The sequence below is a fragment of the Streptomyces sp. NPDC048106 genome, from assembly GCF_040706415.1.
Classification (GTDB): domain Bacteria; phylum Actinomycetota; class Actinomycetes; order Streptomycetales; family Streptomycetaceae; genus Streptomyces.
Map to the genome: position 1 here is coordinate 60,891 of NZ_JBEZND010000026.1, position 16,170 is coordinate 77,060.

General features: G+C 71.5%; 14 protein-coding genes and 2 pseudogenes. 9 read left to right on the forward strand and 7 right to left on the reverse strand.

Features of this window, described 5'->3' with window-relative positions; all coding sequences use genetic code 11:
• Window positions 1–313: 313 nt before the first annotated feature.
• A complete protein-coding gene (locus AB0927_RS25035; RefSeq protein ID WP_366669939.1) occupies window positions 314–1,516 on the forward strand; it encodes a PP2C family protein-serine/threonine phosphatase in 1,203 nt (400 codons plus the stop codon).
• Between the two features lie 321 nt (window positions 1,517–1,837).
• Here the strand turns inward: AB0927_RS25035 and AB0927_RS25040 are convergent.
• Window positions 1,838–2,050: pseudogene (locus AB0927_RS25040) on the reverse strand (IS110 family transposase); the annotation flags it as partial.
• Between the two features lie 645 nt (window positions 2,051–2,695).
• On the opposite strand from AB0927_RS25040, the gene AB0927_RS25045 reads away from it, so the two are divergent.
• Both AB0927_RS25045 and AB0927_RS25050 read left to right on the forward strand, forming a co-directional pair.
• On the forward strand, window positions 2,696–3,139 hold the full coding sequence (locus AB0927_RS25045; protein ID WP_366669940.1) for a DUF5994 family protein: 444 nt from the start codon (window positions 2,696–2,698) through the stop codon (window positions 3,137–3,139).
• Window positions 3,140–3,286: 147 nt separating this feature from the next.
• Window positions 3,287–4,480: a PP2C family protein-serine/threonine phosphatase gene (locus AB0927_RS25050; RefSeq protein WP_366669941.1), complete on the forward strand. Its 1,194-nt coding sequence runs from the start codon at window positions 3,287–3,289 to the stop codon at window positions 4,478–4,480.
• 30 nt (window positions 4,481–4,510) lie between these two features.
• Here the strand turns inward: AB0927_RS25050 and AB0927_RS25055 are convergent, their stop codons facing one another.
• Window positions 4,511–4,993 (reverse strand): DUF5994 family protein, encoded by a 483-nt coding sequence (locus AB0927_RS25055; RefSeq protein ID WP_366669942.1) that lies wholly within the window; start codon window positions 4,991–4,993, stop codon window positions 4,511–4,513.
• 495 nt (window positions 4,994–5,488) lie between these two features.
• Between AB0927_RS25055 and AB0927_RS25060 the strand changes: the two genes are divergently transcribed.
• The gene (locus AB0927_RS25060) at window positions 5,489–5,776 is read left to right on the forward strand and encodes a hypothetical protein (RefSeq protein ID WP_366669943.1); all 288 of its coding nucleotides are present in this window, start codon (window positions 5,489–5,491) and stop codon (window positions 5,774–5,776) included.
• A 37-nt stretch (window positions 5,777–5,813) separates the two neighbouring features.
• Window positions 5,814–6,332, forward strand: a pseudogene (locus AB0927_RS25065) (PepSY domain-containing protein).
• Window positions 6,333–6,947: 615 nt separating this feature from the next.
• Here the strand turns inward: AB0927_RS25065 and AB0927_RS25070 are convergent.
• A complete protein-coding gene (locus AB0927_RS25070) occupies window positions 6,948–7,898 on the reverse strand; it encodes a ScbA/BarX family gamma-butyrolactone biosynthesis protein (protein WP_366669944.1) in 951 nt (316 codons plus the stop codon).
• Between the two features lie 115 nt (window positions 7,899–8,013).
• On the opposite strand from AB0927_RS25070, the gene AB0927_RS25075 reads away from it, so the two are divergent.
• The 3 genes from AB0927_RS25075 to AB0927_RS25085 all read left to right on the forward strand — a co-directional run bounded on the left by AB0927_RS25075 (window position 8,014) and on the right by AB0927_RS25085 (window position 10,398).
• Window positions 8,014–8,643, forward strand: a complete 630-nt coding sequence (locus tag AB0927_RS25075; RefSeq protein WP_366669945.1) for a ScbR family autoregulator-binding transcription factor — start codon at window positions 8,014–8,016, stop codon at window positions 8,641–8,643.
• A gap of 102 nt (window positions 8,644–8,745) precedes the next feature.
• On the forward strand, window positions 8,746–9,528 hold the full coding sequence (locus AB0927_RS25080; RefSeq protein WP_366669946.1) for an SDR family oxidoreductase: 783 nt from the start codon (window positions 8,746–8,748) through the stop codon (window positions 9,526–9,528).
• A 114-nt stretch (window positions 9,529–9,642) separates the two neighbouring features.
• Window positions 9,643–10,398, forward strand: a complete 756-nt coding sequence (locus tag AB0927_RS25085; protein ID WP_366669947.1) for a glucose 1-dehydrogenase — start codon at window positions 9,643–9,645, stop codon at window positions 10,396–10,398.
• Between the two features lie 139 nt (window positions 10,399–10,537).
• Here AB0927_RS25085 and AB0927_RS25090 read toward each other — a convergent pair whose 3' ends face one another.
• The 4 genes from AB0927_RS25090 to AB0927_RS25105 all read right to left on the reverse strand — a co-directional run bounded on the left by AB0927_RS25090 (window position 10,538) and on the right by AB0927_RS25105 (window position 14,848).
• Window positions 10,538–11,749, reverse strand: a complete 1,212-nt coding sequence (locus tag AB0927_RS25090) for an MFS transporter (RefSeq protein WP_366669948.1) — start codon at window positions 11,747–11,749, stop codon at window positions 10,538–10,540.
• Between the two features lie 105 nt (window positions 11,750–11,854).
• On the reverse strand, window positions 11,855–12,466 hold the full coding sequence (locus AB0927_RS25095) for a sigma-70 family RNA polymerase sigma factor (protein ID WP_366669949.1): 612 nt from the start codon (window positions 12,464–12,466) through the stop codon (window positions 11,855–11,857).
• A gap of 219 nt (window positions 12,467–12,685) precedes the next feature.
• A complete protein-coding gene (locus AB0927_RS25100) occupies window positions 12,686–13,513 on the reverse strand; it encodes a response regulator transcription factor (RefSeq protein WP_366669950.1) in 828 nt (275 codons plus the stop codon).
• A 135-nt stretch (window positions 13,514–13,648) separates the two neighbouring features.
• On the reverse strand, window positions 13,649–14,848 hold the full coding sequence (locus tag AB0927_RS25105) for a transposase (protein ID WP_366669951.1): 1,200 nt from the start codon (window positions 14,846–14,848) through the stop codon (window positions 13,649–13,651).
• Between the two features lie 510 nt (window positions 14,849–15,358).
• On the opposite strand from AB0927_RS25105, the gene AB0927_RS25110 reads away from it, so the two are divergent.
• A complete protein-coding gene (locus AB0927_RS25110; protein ID WP_366669952.1) occupies window positions 15,359–16,015 on the forward strand; it encodes a ScbR family autoregulator-binding transcription factor in 657 nt (218 codons plus the stop codon).
• Window positions 16,016–16,170 lie beyond the last annotated feature (155 nt).

The following is a 16,170-nucleotide window of genomic DNA, read 5'->3' on the forward strand; positions in this document are numbered from 1 at the left end:
ACGGCTGGAGCAAGGCACTGTGGCCAGGAGACCCGGCGAATTGGGGGCGCACCGGCACCGCGTCGAGCAACCACCGTGGACCGGAGCGGCATCGGCCCGTTCCCGTATCGCTCGCCATGCAGTCGACATGCTGTTTCCTCCGCATCCCATGTCCGCCGACGCACCGGCCGCACGATCGCCCACGAACGCCGCCTGACGAAGGCGGGACGTGCTCGCACCGATCTGGAATCCCGCCCTGACCAGGCAAATGGGCAAAACATGTGAGGTTGCACAGACCCGGGGAAGAAGGTGCGGCAACCGACAGGAGGTTGCTGTGAAGGGTGGAGATCTGGAACTGGGCGAGTTGCTGGCCGCTGCGGAAGCGGCCCCGCCCGGTGAGTCCGTCGACGTGGTGGCACAGGACCTGCAGAAGCGGTTCGGTGCCGAGGCCGTGTCCTTCCTGTTCGTCGACCTCATCGGCCAGCGGCTGGTACGCCTCGCCGCGACCGGTGACAAGGCCGCCGAACCTGGCGAGCCGGTCGACCTGCAGGGCAGCGTCTACGACAGCGTTCTGCAAAGCCAGCGCCAGAATGTGGAACCGGACGGCCAAGGAGGAGGACGCGTCATCACTCCCGTCACCAACCGCGGCGACTGCATCGGCGTCCTGGAGGTGAGCCTGCCCTCCGCAGACGACACCGTGCTGCGCCAGATCCGCCACGCGGCCCACGCGCTGGCCTACATCATCGTCACGGACCGCCGCTTCACCGATCTGTACCACCAGGGCCGGCGCACTACCGAGACCAGCCTGGCGGCGGAGATCCAGCACCAGTTGCTTCCCTCGGCCTCCTGCTGCGAGGCGGCCCAGTTCACTCTGGCCGCCGGGCTGGTCCCGGCCGACGACATCGGTGGCGACACCTACGACTACACGCTGGACCGCGACACTCTGCACCTGTCGATCACCGATGCCATGGGCCACGACACGAACTCTGCTCTGTTGGCCACCTTGCTGGTCGGCGCGCTGCGGCGGGCACGTCGCAGCGGCTGTGACGCCCTCAAGCAGGCCCGCCGCGCCCACGAGGCCCTGCTGAGCCACAGCTACGGCCTGGCCACCGGACAGCTGCTGTGCGTCGACCTCGATACGGGCCTGTGCGAACTGGTCAACGCCGGCCAGCCCCGGCCCCTGCTGCTGCGTGACAATGCCGTCGAAGAGGTGAAACTCGCCGTCAACCTGCCCTTCGGTGTGGCGGCACCCACCACCTACCGCCTACAGGAACTACTCCTGAGACCCGGGGACCGCCTGGTCCTGCTCACCGACGGAATGCAGGAACGCGGTGCCGCGGCCGTCGACCTGGCCTCGGTCGTCCACGACACCCGCGCGCTGCACCCTCGAGAAGCCGTCCGGACCCTGACCGCTGCGGTGCTCGACGCCTGCCACGGCAACCTCAAGGACGACGCCACGGTCCTGATACTGGACTGGCACAGCAACCGCAGCCAGCCGGCCGGACCGAGCCCCGACCCCGCAGCAATGATGGCCTAGTCCCTGCTGGGAGCGGCCCGCTCGGCGGTGGGGTGGCAGGGAATCAGCACGGCGATAGCCAGTCACCTTTGAGCGGCACTCACGTGCCGGTGAGCGGTGGGGAAGACGTTGATCGGTAATGCTCTCGGGGGTGGTTATACGTGGCCCGGCCGTGATGCGGTGTCGCGCGACGTGAGGACAAGGTGCGGCGGGCCTTCGCCCTGATACGGCAGGCACAGTCGAGCTCTGGACGCAGCCACACCGGAGTGCTCCGGTGGGGCTGCGTCCAGCGGCGCCGGGCAGAGGTCTCCCCGGCGCGGCCTCTCCCTATCACCGACGCCCCTATAACGCAGGGGTGCGGGCAACATGGCTGACCAGGTTGAATACCTCGCGGGCGGCATACCGCTTGAGGCATCGGATGATCTCACGGCGGGTCTTGCCCTCCTGGGTGCGGCGTTCGTAGTACGCCTGGGTGGGGGGATCGCAGCGCAGCCGTGTGAACACGATGCGGTGCAGAGCTGCGTTGGCCTGCCGGTCGCCGCCACGGTTGAGCCGACGCGAGGTCCGGCGGCCCGAGGAGTACTCGATGGGGCTGCGCTCGACGAGCCGGGTCAGGCGCTGATTCAGCTCGTCGATCTGTGCGGTGAGCTGAGAGCATCCAACGGCTGGCCGCCTGCGCACGATTCGTCGTACTCACTCAGGTCGTCGCCCATCCGCACGCTCAGCACCGCGACATCGCCCGCCGTCTGCAGCAGCGTCCGCTCACCGACCGGCATGCAGCTCTGGGTCTCCCTGCTCCATCCGTTCGACCAGGCCGGACAAGCCGCCTTCGAGTCCTGGGCTGGCAGAACTTCGGAGAGATGGTAGGGCTACCCGGCCCGGTCGCTCCCCGCACGCTGATCCTGCCCGTGGAAAGCTTGATCCCCGGCAAGCCGGTGATCAAGCAAAGGGACGATGAGCCGGCGGCCGGGACAGCCGAGCCGCTTGCCACCTGCACGACGGTTGAGCGCCGCGCCGTCTGCCACGGCCGGAGTAGGCTGATATGTACCGAGAGCTATTCGGCCGCGCGACCACGGCGGAGCCGTTCCCGGCGAGCGAGACACGCGGGCAGCCGCAAGCCGCCCGGGACGGGATCGCACGATGGACGACGTCAGCAAGGCCGCCGAGGGTACGTCATCAGATGACGCACATAGCTATCGGATGCCCTTGCCCCGGCTGCGTCTGACTCCGGATGTCAGTCACGGCCCGCTGGACGGAGCGTGGTGGCCGCGCTGTGACGCGTTGGAACTGGAGTTGCCCGCGCTGGTCGGCTCGTTGGACCCGGCTGTCGGCACCGTCATCCGCGTCACCGTGGACGCCGCGTCCTGGCCCGATGCCCCGCAGACGGTGCTGGCGCCCGGCCACGTGATCGAGGTGTCCCTGACCGGCCTCGCCGCCGAAGCGCATGCCATCACCCTGGACTGCGGCACGGTGGGTCGCTGGGAGCTGCTGGTGATCCCGCCCGAGGAGCCGGCCGGAGCGGCCAGCCGGCTGCTGACCGCCGCCGCCGACCCCGAGAACCCGCTGCCGGCTCCGCGCATCCTGGCAATCGCCGAGAACGGCCTCGACGGAGAAGCCACATGGGAGTCGGAAGGAGGCCCCTGACTCAGGTGAGGGCCCGACGCCGTCGGGCCCATGTGACCGGCCGGCCGCGCCGGTCGTCGATGTCCCCCGGTGGAGCGATGGCACGAGCAATCTCTTCGTCGACCCACCCCGCCGCAACCGATACATGCGGATCACGGCGGTGAGCGGATGACGTCCGGACGGCGCACGGACCGCTCCGAGAGCTTCGGGGAAGCGTTGCTGGGAGCGGTTCTCGATGGAGCGCACGAGCTGCCTCCCCATCTGATCGGGCCGCTTGTCGCAGACGTGGTGGAGCGGCTCGGGGGCCGCTGTCCGCAGGTGCTGTTGCAGGACTACGGCCAGCTGCTGCTCGTGCCCCTGCCCGGTGAGGGCCTCACGGACGGGGAACCGCACGTGATCGACGGCTCCGAGGCGGGCCGCTGCTTTCTCGACGCGGTTCGCGTCGAGCTGCCCGAGGAGGACGGTGTCCGGGTCCATCTGCCGCTGCTGGACGGCGGTGACCAGGTGGGGGTCATGGCGGTGACGCTGGACAGTGTTGATGACGACGACCGCCGCCTGCTGCTCCGGATCTCCGGCCTGGTGGCCGACCTGCTGGTGACCAAGCACGGCTATTCCGACCTGTTCTTCCGTGTCCGGCGCGGTGAGGCGATGAGCGCCGCCGCGGAGATCCAGTGGTCCCTGCTGCCGCCGCTGGCGATGATCATGCCTCGGGTCGCCGTGGCCGGGATCCTAGAACCCGCCTATGACGTGGCCGGCGACAGCTTCGACTACGCCCTCAACGGCGACGTCCTCCACGTGGTCATGATCGATGCGATGGGCCACGGACTGGACGCGGCCACGATGGCCACCGTGGCCATCGGCGCCTACCGCCACGCCCGCCGCCTCGGCACCGGACTGTCGGCGATCTACGACGTCATGGACCGCGCCGTGGCGGAGCAGTTCGGTCCCGAACACTTCGTCACCGCGCAGATGATGGAGCTGGACACGACGACGGGACGGGTGCAGTGGGTCAATGCCGGACACCCGCCGCCGATACTCGTCCGCGACCACCGCGTCGCGCAGCGCCTGGTCGCCCCGACGACCCTCCCGGTCGGCCTGGGCGGTTCGGAGCCACGGGTCAGCGAACTGGGGCTGGAGCGCGGGGACCGGGTCCTCTGCTTCACCGATGGAGTGGTCGAGGAGCACAAGTCCGGCGGGGAGGACTTCGGGGAGGACCAACTGATCGACTGTGTGAACCATCTGGAGAGGACCGGCCGAGGGGTCCGGGCGGTGACGCGCTCCCTGTCCCACACTCTCAAGCGGGCGCGGGGCGGACACACCACGGATGACGCGACGCTGCTCATGGTGGAGTGGCGCGGCTGACCTCACCGGCCTCGGTCGAGGTGCGGAGCATCAGTCCGACGGCTCCTGCCCGCTCCCGGTATCGATGAGGATCTGTTCCGCCTGGCTGATGTTGTCTGCCCGCACTGCCTGGGCCATCGCAGCGCGGGCGGCCTCGGGTGTCGCGTTCGGCGGGACCACCAGCAGCGAGAAGAGGTCCTGGTCGCCCCGGGTGATCAGGACCGTGTCGTCACCCACGGGGAAGGAGTCGATGTGCACCACCCGGTCGTCGACGACGATCCGCGTCGGGAGCCCTGCCCAGGCCGTGGTGTCCAGCCCGACGCGCGTGACGGGGCCGAGGTGCCTGGTGAGGGCGCTCAGCAGCTCGGGCAGCTCGGCACCGATGTCGCGCGACCGCGGCCACCACGCACCATCCAGGACACCTTCCCGCGACTCCGTAGTCTCCAGCCGCAGGAGCGCGCACCCAGGCCGTACGGCCTCGTGAACACCGCTCGGCAGATGCCGGGAATCAGAGGGTGAATCGGAGCCGGTCATGGGGACCACCCGTCTTCGGGAGCCGGTGCGAACACGCGACTCGCCTCGCCCTCCCACGCTACTCCCCGAGCCCCCGGGATCTCCTGGGAATTCGACCCCGGTGCCTGCTTCGACGGCAGGGAGCACAGTCGCGGCATACGCTTCAGAAAAGGGCGCAGGCGGAAGGGCGGCGGGCAGCCGGATGGCGAATGTTCCGAGCGGTGGCCGCATATGTCCTCAGCGCCATCGCCCGCAGGAGGTACGCATGGATGACGAACCGTTGCCCTCCGCGGGCAACGCCTGGGTCCGCCTCGTCGCGGCGACTCCGGAGCCGCTCGTGGCGTCGTCGAGGTGGGCGTCGCGCCTCACAGCCCGCATAGTCCTGGCCGGCGTCCAGCGAATCAGCCAGGCCGCAAAACGCAGACGAGGTGTGAGTGACAGGACTTCGGCGGCTTACGAAGCCTCCGCCCACCATCAGCGCCTGCACCGTCGGCCACGAGCCCGAGAGCGACAGCCATGACGACACTCCGTGAACGCAAGACCTGCCGCAAAGCGATTCTCCGATCCCTGTATGGGGCCGTCGAACGCAATCGTCCTGATGTCAGCGGAGAGACACTCCGTGACGAGGTCCGTCTTCCCGACGCGGACCTCTCCGCAGCCTGCGCCTACCTGGCCGACGCGGGCCTGATCACCGTCGAATGGACATCGCACAAGACGCCCGCCACCGCGTCGCTGACCCATGAGGGCATCCGCTTGATGGAGGAGGAAGAAGACGAGTCGACTCCACCCGCTCGGGGTGACTGACACCGGCTCTTCGCGGGGGATGTGACCTTCGTCGCGGATGGGAGTTTCGGCGCGTTCGCCGTTGTGCCATTCGCTGGCGACGGTGGCAGCGGCCCATGCCCCGTCGAGGGAGGTCGCAGGGCTGTGGGCGGAAGTGCACGGTAGGAAAGCCGATCGCCGTCGACCCGGCCACGGCGAGGTCACCGACGTGCTGCGCTTCTCCGACCACCCGGTGCTGGCCAAGCTGACCCGGTGGGGCATCGACGCCCACACCGGCACCCTGACCCGCCTCGCCAACCAGGTCGCACTGGCTGGCCTCGCCCTGGCCCTGATCCTCCTCATCCTCCGGGGCTACCGCATGTGGTGGCAGCATGGCCGCGGCTCCGCCTTCGGCCGCCCGATTTCCCGCGGCGCCTGGCGGTAGATTCCGGTGCAGGTGCTGGCGCCCTGCGTCGCGGTGGTCGCCGTCCTCGGCTACTACGTCCCGCTACTCGGGATCCCCCTCGCCGGCTTCCTCGCGGTGGACGTCGCCCTCGGCTGGGTCACACGCCGCAATGCCGGGCGCGCTCGCGCCTGAGCTGGGCTTTCCCTGTGCGGTTCGTGAGGGCTCCGCCCCATCCGTGTCCGGGGCGTGCCGTCAGAGGAGCAGATCCCTCGAATGGACGGGGGAGCGAGTGCGATCGCAAATCCCCGCATCCCCGAAAGCGTCTCACGAACACGGACCGCATAGGGCGCCGACCGCATCGCCCTCGCCGGCGCACCCGATCTCACGACGAAGCCGCACCGGAGCGCTCCGGTGCGGCTTCGTCGTCTCACGGCTGGGCAGAGGTCCCGTCAGGACGGGCCCGGCGGGGCCTCGCCGTATCACCCGCCTATCACACAGCCATCACCAACTGGGCGGCTGCTCCCGGACCAGGAGCTCCTGACCTGCGGTTTCATGCCCGCGCTGGACTGGCGAAGACGTCCCTGGACGGTCTTTACAACCTGTGCCAGGTCGTGCCCAGTGAGAGAGCCAGGATCAGGACCGGAGCCTCTTCTGGCCCGTCAAAGCGGTATCGCAGGGTGTTCGGTGGTGTCTCGCTCACCCGGCAGACCTTCTCATCCCTCGCGGGATCCCACACGCCCGGCCCCTGTGGCCGCGGGGCGCGCCGGAAGGGGGGAGACGCGCCCCGACGGGTTCCGGGGGTGCGGGTCAGGCCGCTCGGGAGAGGGCCGGGGACTCGGTGGCCACGGAGCAGGAGAAGGCCACCTCGCCGTTCTGCAGTGCTCTGACGGTGACGCCGGGGCGGCCCATCAGGTCGGGCTGTGCGGACTCCGCGGCGATCCAGCACGGTGCGTCCAGTTCCACGTACCGGTGGAACCGCGCGTCGAACCGCACGGGGGCCGCGGCGCCGGGCGCGGACACGGCGTGGGCCGCCTGGCGGGCCGCGTCCAGCAGGAGCATGCCGGGGACATGGTCGACGGGGTGGTCGAAGAGGATCGGATGACCGGTGTCGCTGCGCAGCAGCCACCGCCCCTGCAACTCGGACGGCGACAGCACCACGTCGGTGCCGTGCGCCCGGCCGACCAGGCCGGGGTGCACCGGCGGTGCCGGTTCCAGCGCGGCGGCGACGGCCCGGTCGAGGTCGGCCCGGGTGCCGCGCAGCCGCCGGTAGACGGCGGGCGGGTTGCTGGTGAAGCGGACGCGGGCGGTGCCCAGGTGCATGCCCTCGCGCAGGGCGATGACGTCCATGGTCAGGGCGGCCATGCGGGGGCCCCGGCGGACGATCCGCGAACAGGCTATGCGCAGTTCCAGCGTCGCCTGCGACTCGGTGACCTGCATGGCGGACCGGCCGATCTCGCAGGTGAAGTCCTGCCAGATCAGGCGGTGTTCGAAGGGGACCTCGTAGCCGACGTGCGACAGGAGCGGGACGTTCTGGCGCACCGTCTCGATGAACAGCATCGGGTCGTAGACGCCGACGTCCGTTCCGTAGAAGGAGTGCTTCGCCGGCCACACGGCACTGACCGTGAAGGTGTCCGGCCCGGTCCGCTCGAAGCGCTTCAGGAGGACCTCCGCGCGGTCGTGCTTGTGCACCAGTTCGTTCGTCACGGGCTGCCACGCGTCCGGCAGCGAGGAGTTGCGGGGCTGAACGGTTCCAGTCATCAGACTCTCCAGGAACAGCATTCGGATTGAATTACCCGGGTATCTGGCAGGGCGACCTCGCGCCGCGTAACATAACGTATGTTCTTTTTGATTGTCGAGAGAGGCCGACTGTTCCATGGCGGAGCCGAAGCAGGAACGTGCCACCCGGACGCGGGAGGAGATCCTCCGTGCGGCGGCGGAGGTCTTCGACGAGCGCGGGTACAACGGCGCCAGCATGCGGGAGATCATGAAGCGGGCCGGCGTCACCCTGGGCGCGGTCTACTTCCACTTCCCCAGCAAGGAGGCCCTGGCCCGTCAGGTCATGAACGCCCAACCCGCCACGATCATCCCGCGGTTGGGCACGGAAGGCCTGCAACGGGCGGTGGACATCACCCTGGTGTGGGCACGCCAGCTCCAGGAGGACCCGCTGCTGCGCGCCGGCGTCCGGCTGGCCGTGGAACAGACGAGTCTCCAGTTCGAGGACACCGCTTCGTACGCGGAGTGGCGGCGGATCTTCGAGGCGTGTCTGCTGGAGGCTCGCGCCAACGGCGAGCTGCGCGACCACGTCTCCACCCGCGAGACGGCCGAGTTCCTGGTCGGTGCGTGTACCGGCCTTCAGCTTTACTCCGACCTGATCTGCCGGCGCGCCGACCTGCCGCACCGCACGGCCGTCATGTGGGAGTTGCTGCTCCCCGGCATCGCCGTGGAAAGCGTCGCCAAGTCGATCGAGATAGGCGCCCGGCAGGCCTCGGCGCTGTCGGACTGAGTCACCGCACGGGACCCCCACAGCAGGCGACTGCTTCCCCTGCCGTACGAACGGAACACCCGCACATCCCGGCACGTCCGTCGTATCGACCCGGAGGTCTTCGTGAGTCCCCCAACCCCGGTCCGTTCCCCCCTCCCCACGTCCCTGCGCGGGCACGGCATCCTCGTCATCGGCGGCAGTTCGGGCATCGGCCTGGCCGCGGCCCGGCTGCTGGCCGAGGTCGGCGCGCGGCTCGTGCTCGTGGCCCGTGACGAACCGCGTCTGAAGGAGGCGGCCCGGTCGCTGCCGGAGTCCGCCATGGTGCGGACCCTGACCGCCGACGTCACCGACGAGGCCCGGCTCGCCGAGGTCTTCGACCTGGCGGACCCGGTGGACCACGTGCTCGTCACGGCGGGCACCTCGCGTCGCCTGCCGCTGGCACAGGCCGGGCGCCCCGAGGTCCAGGACGCCGTCGACGTACGGCTGTGGGGCGGCTACGCCGCGGCCCGCTGCGCCGCCGGCCGGCTGCCGGCCGGCGGCTCGCTCGCCTTCATGTCCGGCCTCTACACCGTGCGCCCGGTCGCCGGGGCCGCGGCGGCGATCGCCTCGGCCGCCGCGTGCGAGGGACTCGCCAGGGCGCTCGCGGTGGAACTGGCGCCCTGGCGGATCCGGGTCAACGCCGTACGCGCCGGCAGTCTGGACACCCCCTCGCTGCGGAACCGGCTGCGGCTCGGGGACGCGGATCCCGACGCGGCGGCCGCCGCCGTCGCCGCGGCCGGCGCGCATCTGCCGCTGGGCCGCTACGGCACCGCCGAAGAGGCGGCGGCCGCGGCGGTGTTCCTGATGGCCAACCCCTACGTGACCGGATCGGTGGTCACCGTGGACGGCGGCCAGTCGCTGGTCTGAGCCCGCCCGGGTGCGCGACGCGCGCCCGGCGCAGTGGATACGGCACTTCTCACGTCATCGCGGCGCGGCCCGCGCCGCGGTTCAGCCTAAGGACGGGGTACGAACGTGCGAGGAATGCTGAACGGAAAGGTTCTCCTGGTCACCGGGGCGTCGAGCGGCATCGGGGCCGAAGCGGCCCGGCTGTTCGCCGCCGAGGGCGCCGCGGTCGTGCTGATGGCCCGCCGCGCCGACGCGCTGGAGGTGGTCGCCAAGGAGATCACCGCGGCGGGGGGCCGGGCCGTCCCGGCGCCCGGAGACGTCGTACGGCCCGACGACGTACGGCGGGCGGTCGGCATCGCGGTCGAGACCTACGGCCGGCTGGACGGGGCGCTGAACAACGCGGGGTGGGCCACCTCGGGCACGCTGCTGCACGAGACCCCCGACACCGTGTTCGACCGGATCATCGACATCAACCTGCGCGGGGTCTGGAACTGCCTGAAGTACGAGGTGCCGGCCATGCTGGAGTCCGGCGACGGCGGTTCCATCGTGAACACGGCGAGCGTGGCCGGGGTGCGGGCCACCGGGACCGTCTCGCCGTACATCGCCGCCAAACACGCGGTGGTCGGCCTGACCCGGGCCGCGGCGGACGAGTACGGGCAGCGCGGGGTCCGGGTGAACACGCTCGTCGTCGGCAGCACCCGGACGGAACTCATGGACCAGGTGCTCACCGACCACCCGGAACTGGCGGATCCCTTCGTCGCCCGGTCCATACAGCGGCGGATGGCCACGCCGGCCGAGATAGCGGAGGCGGCGGTATGGCTGTGCAGCGACCGCTCCTCGTTCGTCACGGGCGCCGCCATGGCGGTGGACGGGGGCTGGACCGCCCGGTGAGCGGGCGGGACCGACCGGCCGTCGGCGGGCCGGGGCCACCGCCTTCGCGGGGCCCTGGCCCGCCCGCCGGCCCGCCCGCCCGCCGGCCCGCCCGCCTGCCGGCCCGCGCCCGGCCGGTGCCGGGTGGCACCCGCCCGGTTCAGCCCCCCGTCCGTCGGACGGGGAAGCCGTGGGTGCGGGCGCCGGCGACGGTCAGCAGGACGGGCAGGAGCAGCAGGAGCAGGCCGCGGGGCAACGCGATGGTGCCGAGGGAGTCGAGCAGGACGCCGCCCGCGACACCGCCCGCGGCCATGGCCACGTTCCACAGGGTGACCAGCATGGCCTGGGCCGCGTCCGCCTGTTCACCGCCCGCCTCGCCCACCGCGGTCTGGAGCAGCGTGGGCACGCCGCCCCAGCCCAGCCCCCACAGCGTCACCGCCGCATAAACGAGGAGGTCGCCGCCGTCCGGCAGCGCGAGCAGCAGCGCGCCCGCGGCGACCAGGAGGACGCAGGCGAGGGTGAGGCCGCGGGAGCGGCGGTGGATATGGGCGCCCACCGCCCAGATGCTCACCAGGCAGGCCGCGCCGAAGACCAGCAGGACGAGGTCCGTGGCGCCGCCCAGCCCGCGGTCGCGGAGCAGCGTGGCGATGTAGGCGTACAGGATCGTGTGGCCCAGGACGAAGACCAGGGTCACGAACAGCACCGGCGCCACGCCGGGCACGCCGAGGGAGCGCAGCATCGGGACCCGCTCCCCGCGCTCCTGGCCGGGATGGTCGGGCACCGAGACGGCGGTCCAGGCGATGAGGACGACGGTGAGCGCGCTCATGGTCAGGAAGGCCGTACGCCAGCCGAAGGCCGAACCGAGGAAGGTGCCGGCCGGCACGCCCAGGGCGAGCGCCACGGGGATCCCGGCCATCGCGATCGCTATGGCGCGGCCCTCCAGGCCGGGCGGGGCCAGCCGCCGGGCGTACCCGGCGAGCAGGGCCCAGGCAAGACCGGCGGCGACGCCCGCGACGAAGCGGGCCACCATGGTCAGGGTGTAGTCGGAGGAGAGCGCGGTGACGGTGTTGGCCATCGCGAAGCCCGTGACGGCGGTCAGCAGCAGCCGTTTGCGCCGCCACCCGGCGGTGGCCGCGGTCAGCGGGATCGCGGTGAGCGCCGTACCGATCGCGTACACGGTGACGGTCTGTCCGGTGGCCGACTCGCTCGCGTGCAGGGCGCTGCTCATGGCGGGCAGCACACCGGCCGGCAGGGTCTCGGTGAGGCTGGTGAGGAAGACGGCAGTCGCCAGCGCGAGCAGCGCGGACAGGGGGAGCCGGCCGGGCGCCGGCGGGGCTGTCGCCCGGGAACCGGCGGGTGTCTCGGTGGTCATGAGGTGTCGCACCTTCGTTGATCTGGCCGCGCTGCGGCGGCGTCGGGGTGGCGGGTGTCGTCCGGGGGCGGGTGTCGTCCCGCGGCGGGTGTCGTCCGGGGGCGGCTACGTCCCCTCCCCGCGGCCCGTGTCCCGCGCGGTGAGGCCCTGGTAGCCGTCCAGGAGGCTGCGCAGCCTGCGCCGGCCGCGGTGCAGACGGGAGTTGACGGTGCCGGCGGGGATGCCGACGAGCGCGGCGATCTCGTCGTACGGCAGGCCCACCACGTCGGCGAGGTAGATGACGGTGCGGAAGCCGTCGGGTATCGACATCAGCGCCTGGCTGACCGCCGGGTCCGGCACGAGGTCGAGGAACTGCGCCTCGGCGGAGGGCATCCCGTGGGAGGTGTGCGACGCGACGCTGACGAGCTGCCAGTCCTCGAACTCGGGGGTGGGGGTGCAGCGCGGCTCGGTCTGCTTCTTGCGGTAGGAGGTGAGGTAGAGGTTCATCAGGATCCGGAACAGCCAGGCCCGCAGGTTGGTGCCGGGGTGGAACCGGTGGAAGCTCCGGTAGGCCCGGGTGTAGGTCTCCTGCACCAGGTCCTCCGCGTCGGCGGGGTTCCGGGTCAGCCGCATCGCCTGGGCGTACAGGGGAGTTCGCAGGACGAGGGCGTCCCGCTCGAAGCGGGCCGAGCGCTGCTCATCGGTCTCGGGCACGGGGGCCGTGGTGATGTCCGTCATCAGAGTCCTTGCGATCGGTACGTCCGCCGCGCGGTGCGGGCGCACGGCCGAGGCGGTCCCCGGGCGGAGCGGTCCGCGGGCGGAACGCCGGGCGGCTGTCGTGGACGCGGTGAGCGGTGCGCACGGCTCGGCGCGGAGTCCGGACCTGCCGGGGCCGAGCCGTCGCCGTCACGGACCGGAGGGCCAGCGGGGATCCTGACCTGGTGGGGCAGCTCAAGGTTACATAGCAACTGTTCGGTTTTCGCGGTCCGCGGGCTGCTCCGGCGCCACTTCGGGAAGTCGGCCGAGCGCGGGCGGACCGCCGGGTATGGACTCCCCCGCCGGTCTCCCGGCGGTGCCCGCCCGCGGCCCCGCGGCCGGAGTCGGTACGCCGGTCTCGGGGCACACCCGGCCGATGCGGTAACCGACGCCCCGTACCGTGACGATCCAGTCGCCCGAGCCGAGCTTCGCGCGCAGGCTGCTGATGTGGGTGTCCAGGGTGCGGCTGGAGGCCACCCGGTCGCTCTCCCAGATCTCGGCCATGATCTCCCGGCGGGACACCACCGCGGCGGGGCGGGAGGCCAGCAGCCGGAGGAGGTCGAACTCCTTGGTCGTCACGTCCACCCGCCGCCCGTCGACCAGGACTTCGTGGGAACCGCCGTCTATGTGCAGCGCGCCGATCGTCAGTGCCCGCGAGCCGGCCGGCGAGCGCGGCCGGGCACGGCGCATGACGGCCTGGATGCGGGCCATGACCTCGCGGAAGCCGCAGGCCTCGGTGACACAGTCGTCGGAACCGGCCTGGAGGGCGAGGACCCGGTCCACCTCGTTGTCCCGGCCGGTCACGGTGATGATGGGGGTGTCACCCGCGGCCCTTATCGTGCGGCAGACCTCCAGGCCGTCGATGTCGGGCAGTTCGAGGCTGAGCAGGATCAGGTCGGCGACCCGGTGCAGCTTCAGGGCCGCGGAACCGGTCTCGACGCTGCGGGCTGCGTAGCCCTGGCGACGCAGGTCGTGGACGGTGGACTCGGCCGCGCCGGCGCGCTCACCCACTACGAGGACGTTGACCATGCGACTCACTGACTCCCTGGGGATGTGGAACGACGATGAACCGACCTCGGTGAGTGATCGACAGGCCCGGTCGACGCACGACCGGGCCGGGTCGGCCGTCGCCCCGGTGTGCCGGGCGGCCTGGCCGCCCGCCGTTCACGCGCTCGCGCGCATCGGCACGGGCTCCCCGGCCGTGGCCCCGGCCAGCCGGTCGTAGGTGTAGGCGGCGGAGACCAGGGTCATGTGGTGGTGCCAGCCCGGGAAGGAACGGCCCTCGAAGTCGAGCATTCCGTAGTCGCGTTCCAGCCTGGCCAGCGCGGAGTGCGCCCCGTACTGGAGCCGGACGAGGTCGCCCAGTTGCTCGGGGCGCCGGTCGGTCAGGTTGGTCAGCCACACCCTCGGACGGCTGCCCTCGACCGGATGCACCTCCGTGAACAGGCGGAACACCTGGCGGGTGCCGGGCAGCCGCACCAGCGCGGACCGGGTGTGGGCGGGCCGTAACCGGGCGGGATCGCCGACGTGTACGGCGAGGGCGCTGCGGACGCTGCGCCGGTACAGGAAGTCCCGGGCGCCGAGGACCCCGGCCGGTCGGCCGGGTTCGCCGGAGGCGGCCGGCCCGGTGCACGGGGCCGCGTCGGCGGGCAGCACCCGCAGCCCGGCCGGGACCGCGACGACGAAGTCGAGCCCGCGCCGGCCGAGCACCATGGCCAGCGAGCCCGCGTCGGGGCCGTCGCCGAGGTCGGCCACGACCGGGACGCGCGGCCCGGCCGCGACCGCTGCCTCCGCCAGGGACAACGCGTGCGCCCACAGCGGCTGGTGGCACACGGGGTCCGGGATCCGGGCGCGCCCCCGCAGCCGCGGATCCTCCAGCCACCGCCCCGGCAGCAGCAGGCTCCAGTCGACGGGCAGGCCCTCGCCGTCCGACGACGCGAACACCCCGAGGCCGAGCTGGCAGTTGACGGTCCGTCCGCGTTCCGGCACGAAGCGGCGGTGCACCCCGCAGCTCATCTCGCCGCGTTTGGGCAGCACGGCCGTGCGCAGCGTCCAGGCGCGCACGGTGACACGTTCCCGCGCCCAGCGCCGCAGCTCGTGCCTGACCGGATTCCAGTCCCAGGGACTGGCGTTGACGAACTGGTGCAGCGATTGCGGGGCGGTCGGCGAGGCGGAGACGGCAGCGGCCAGGTGCCGGATCGACTTGCGTCCCTGCGCCGCGAGCAGGCCCTGGAGATAGCTCCGGGCCCAGCGGCGCTGGTCCGCACGGGGCAGATGACCGAACAGGACCTCCGCGAAGGCGGCGACCGGTTCAGGGGATGCCGTCACCTTCGCATCCCGGGTCGTGGGTTCCTCCGTCATCATGCGTTCCTCCCTGGCATGGCCGTTCGCCCGACCGGGCCGACGGGGCGTGGCGCAGGCGTCATCACGCCTTCAAAATCATAACGAACGCTCTCTTTGTTATTCTTGTAGCTGTCACCACCTTTGCCAAGTCGGCCGGTGACCTGAGGAGTTGGGGAGGGCCTGTCCGGGGGAGCCCTCTCGTGCGATGCGCGCGGCCGGCGCGGACATGGCTGGAATGTTCGCTTCCACTCGATGTTGATGTTGTGCATGAGCTAATCAGCGGCAGGAATCGCGCGAACGGGACGCATGAGTGATCGAAGGGGATACGAGCTCAGGTACGTCTGTGCGATCGACGGGGTCCGCGTTGTGGACAGGCCGCGGAAACGGGAAGGAACGCCGGCGTTCGGTGAGTTGGACGGGTGCGACAGGGCCGCGCGCCGTTCATCCGGAACGCATACCCGGTGCGACCGTCCGGCCTTCGACGGGCCCCTGTACGACCTCCCCCGCCGGGTGGACTTCTGGAGACGGACCATGGTGAAACAGGAGAGAGCCGCGCGCACCCGGGAGACCTTGATGCAGGCTGCCGCGGAGGCGTTCGACCGCGACGGTTACCGCACCACGACACTGTCCCGGGTCAGCAAGGCGGCCGGCATCTCCATCGGCGCCCTGACCTTCCACTTCCCGGCGAAGGACGACCTGGCCGACGCGGTCCAGGTGCGCGGGGGCTCGATCACCCGGGACGTGGTGGGCAGGGTGACCGCCGATCCCGAACGGCCCCTGCACTCCGTGGTCGACCTGACCCTGGAACTCGCCCGGCTGCTGGAGAAGGAGGCGCTGGTGCGCGCGGCCGCCCGGCTGAGCCGCGAACGGCAGATCGGTTCGGCCGACTGGCCCTCGACCTGGCTGCCCACGGTGGAGCGCCTGCTGCGGACGGCGACGGAGCGTGAACTGCGGCCCGGCATCGATCCGGCCGCGGTGCGGGCCCTCGTCGTCCATCTGCTCACCGGCGCCGAGGCACAGTTGCGCTGCACCCGGGCCGCCAGGAAGGAGCGGGAGAGCGTGGAGTCCCAACTGACCGCGATCTGGCATGTGGTACTGCGCGGGATCGCGGCCGACGGCACGTACCCGGCCGACGACATCGGCCACGGGCGACCCCAGGACGACCCCGCGGGCCGCCAGGGCTTGTGACGCGGTCGGCCGTACGGGGCGACGCGCGCGGCCGTCGTCCCGTACGCACGACTGAGGCCGGTGCTCTCGGGGAGCACCGGCCTCTTTGCGCAGGTGGGCACGGCCGCGGCGTCAGCCCCGGCGCCGTGGCCGTGCCCGAGGGGGGCCGTCCCGCC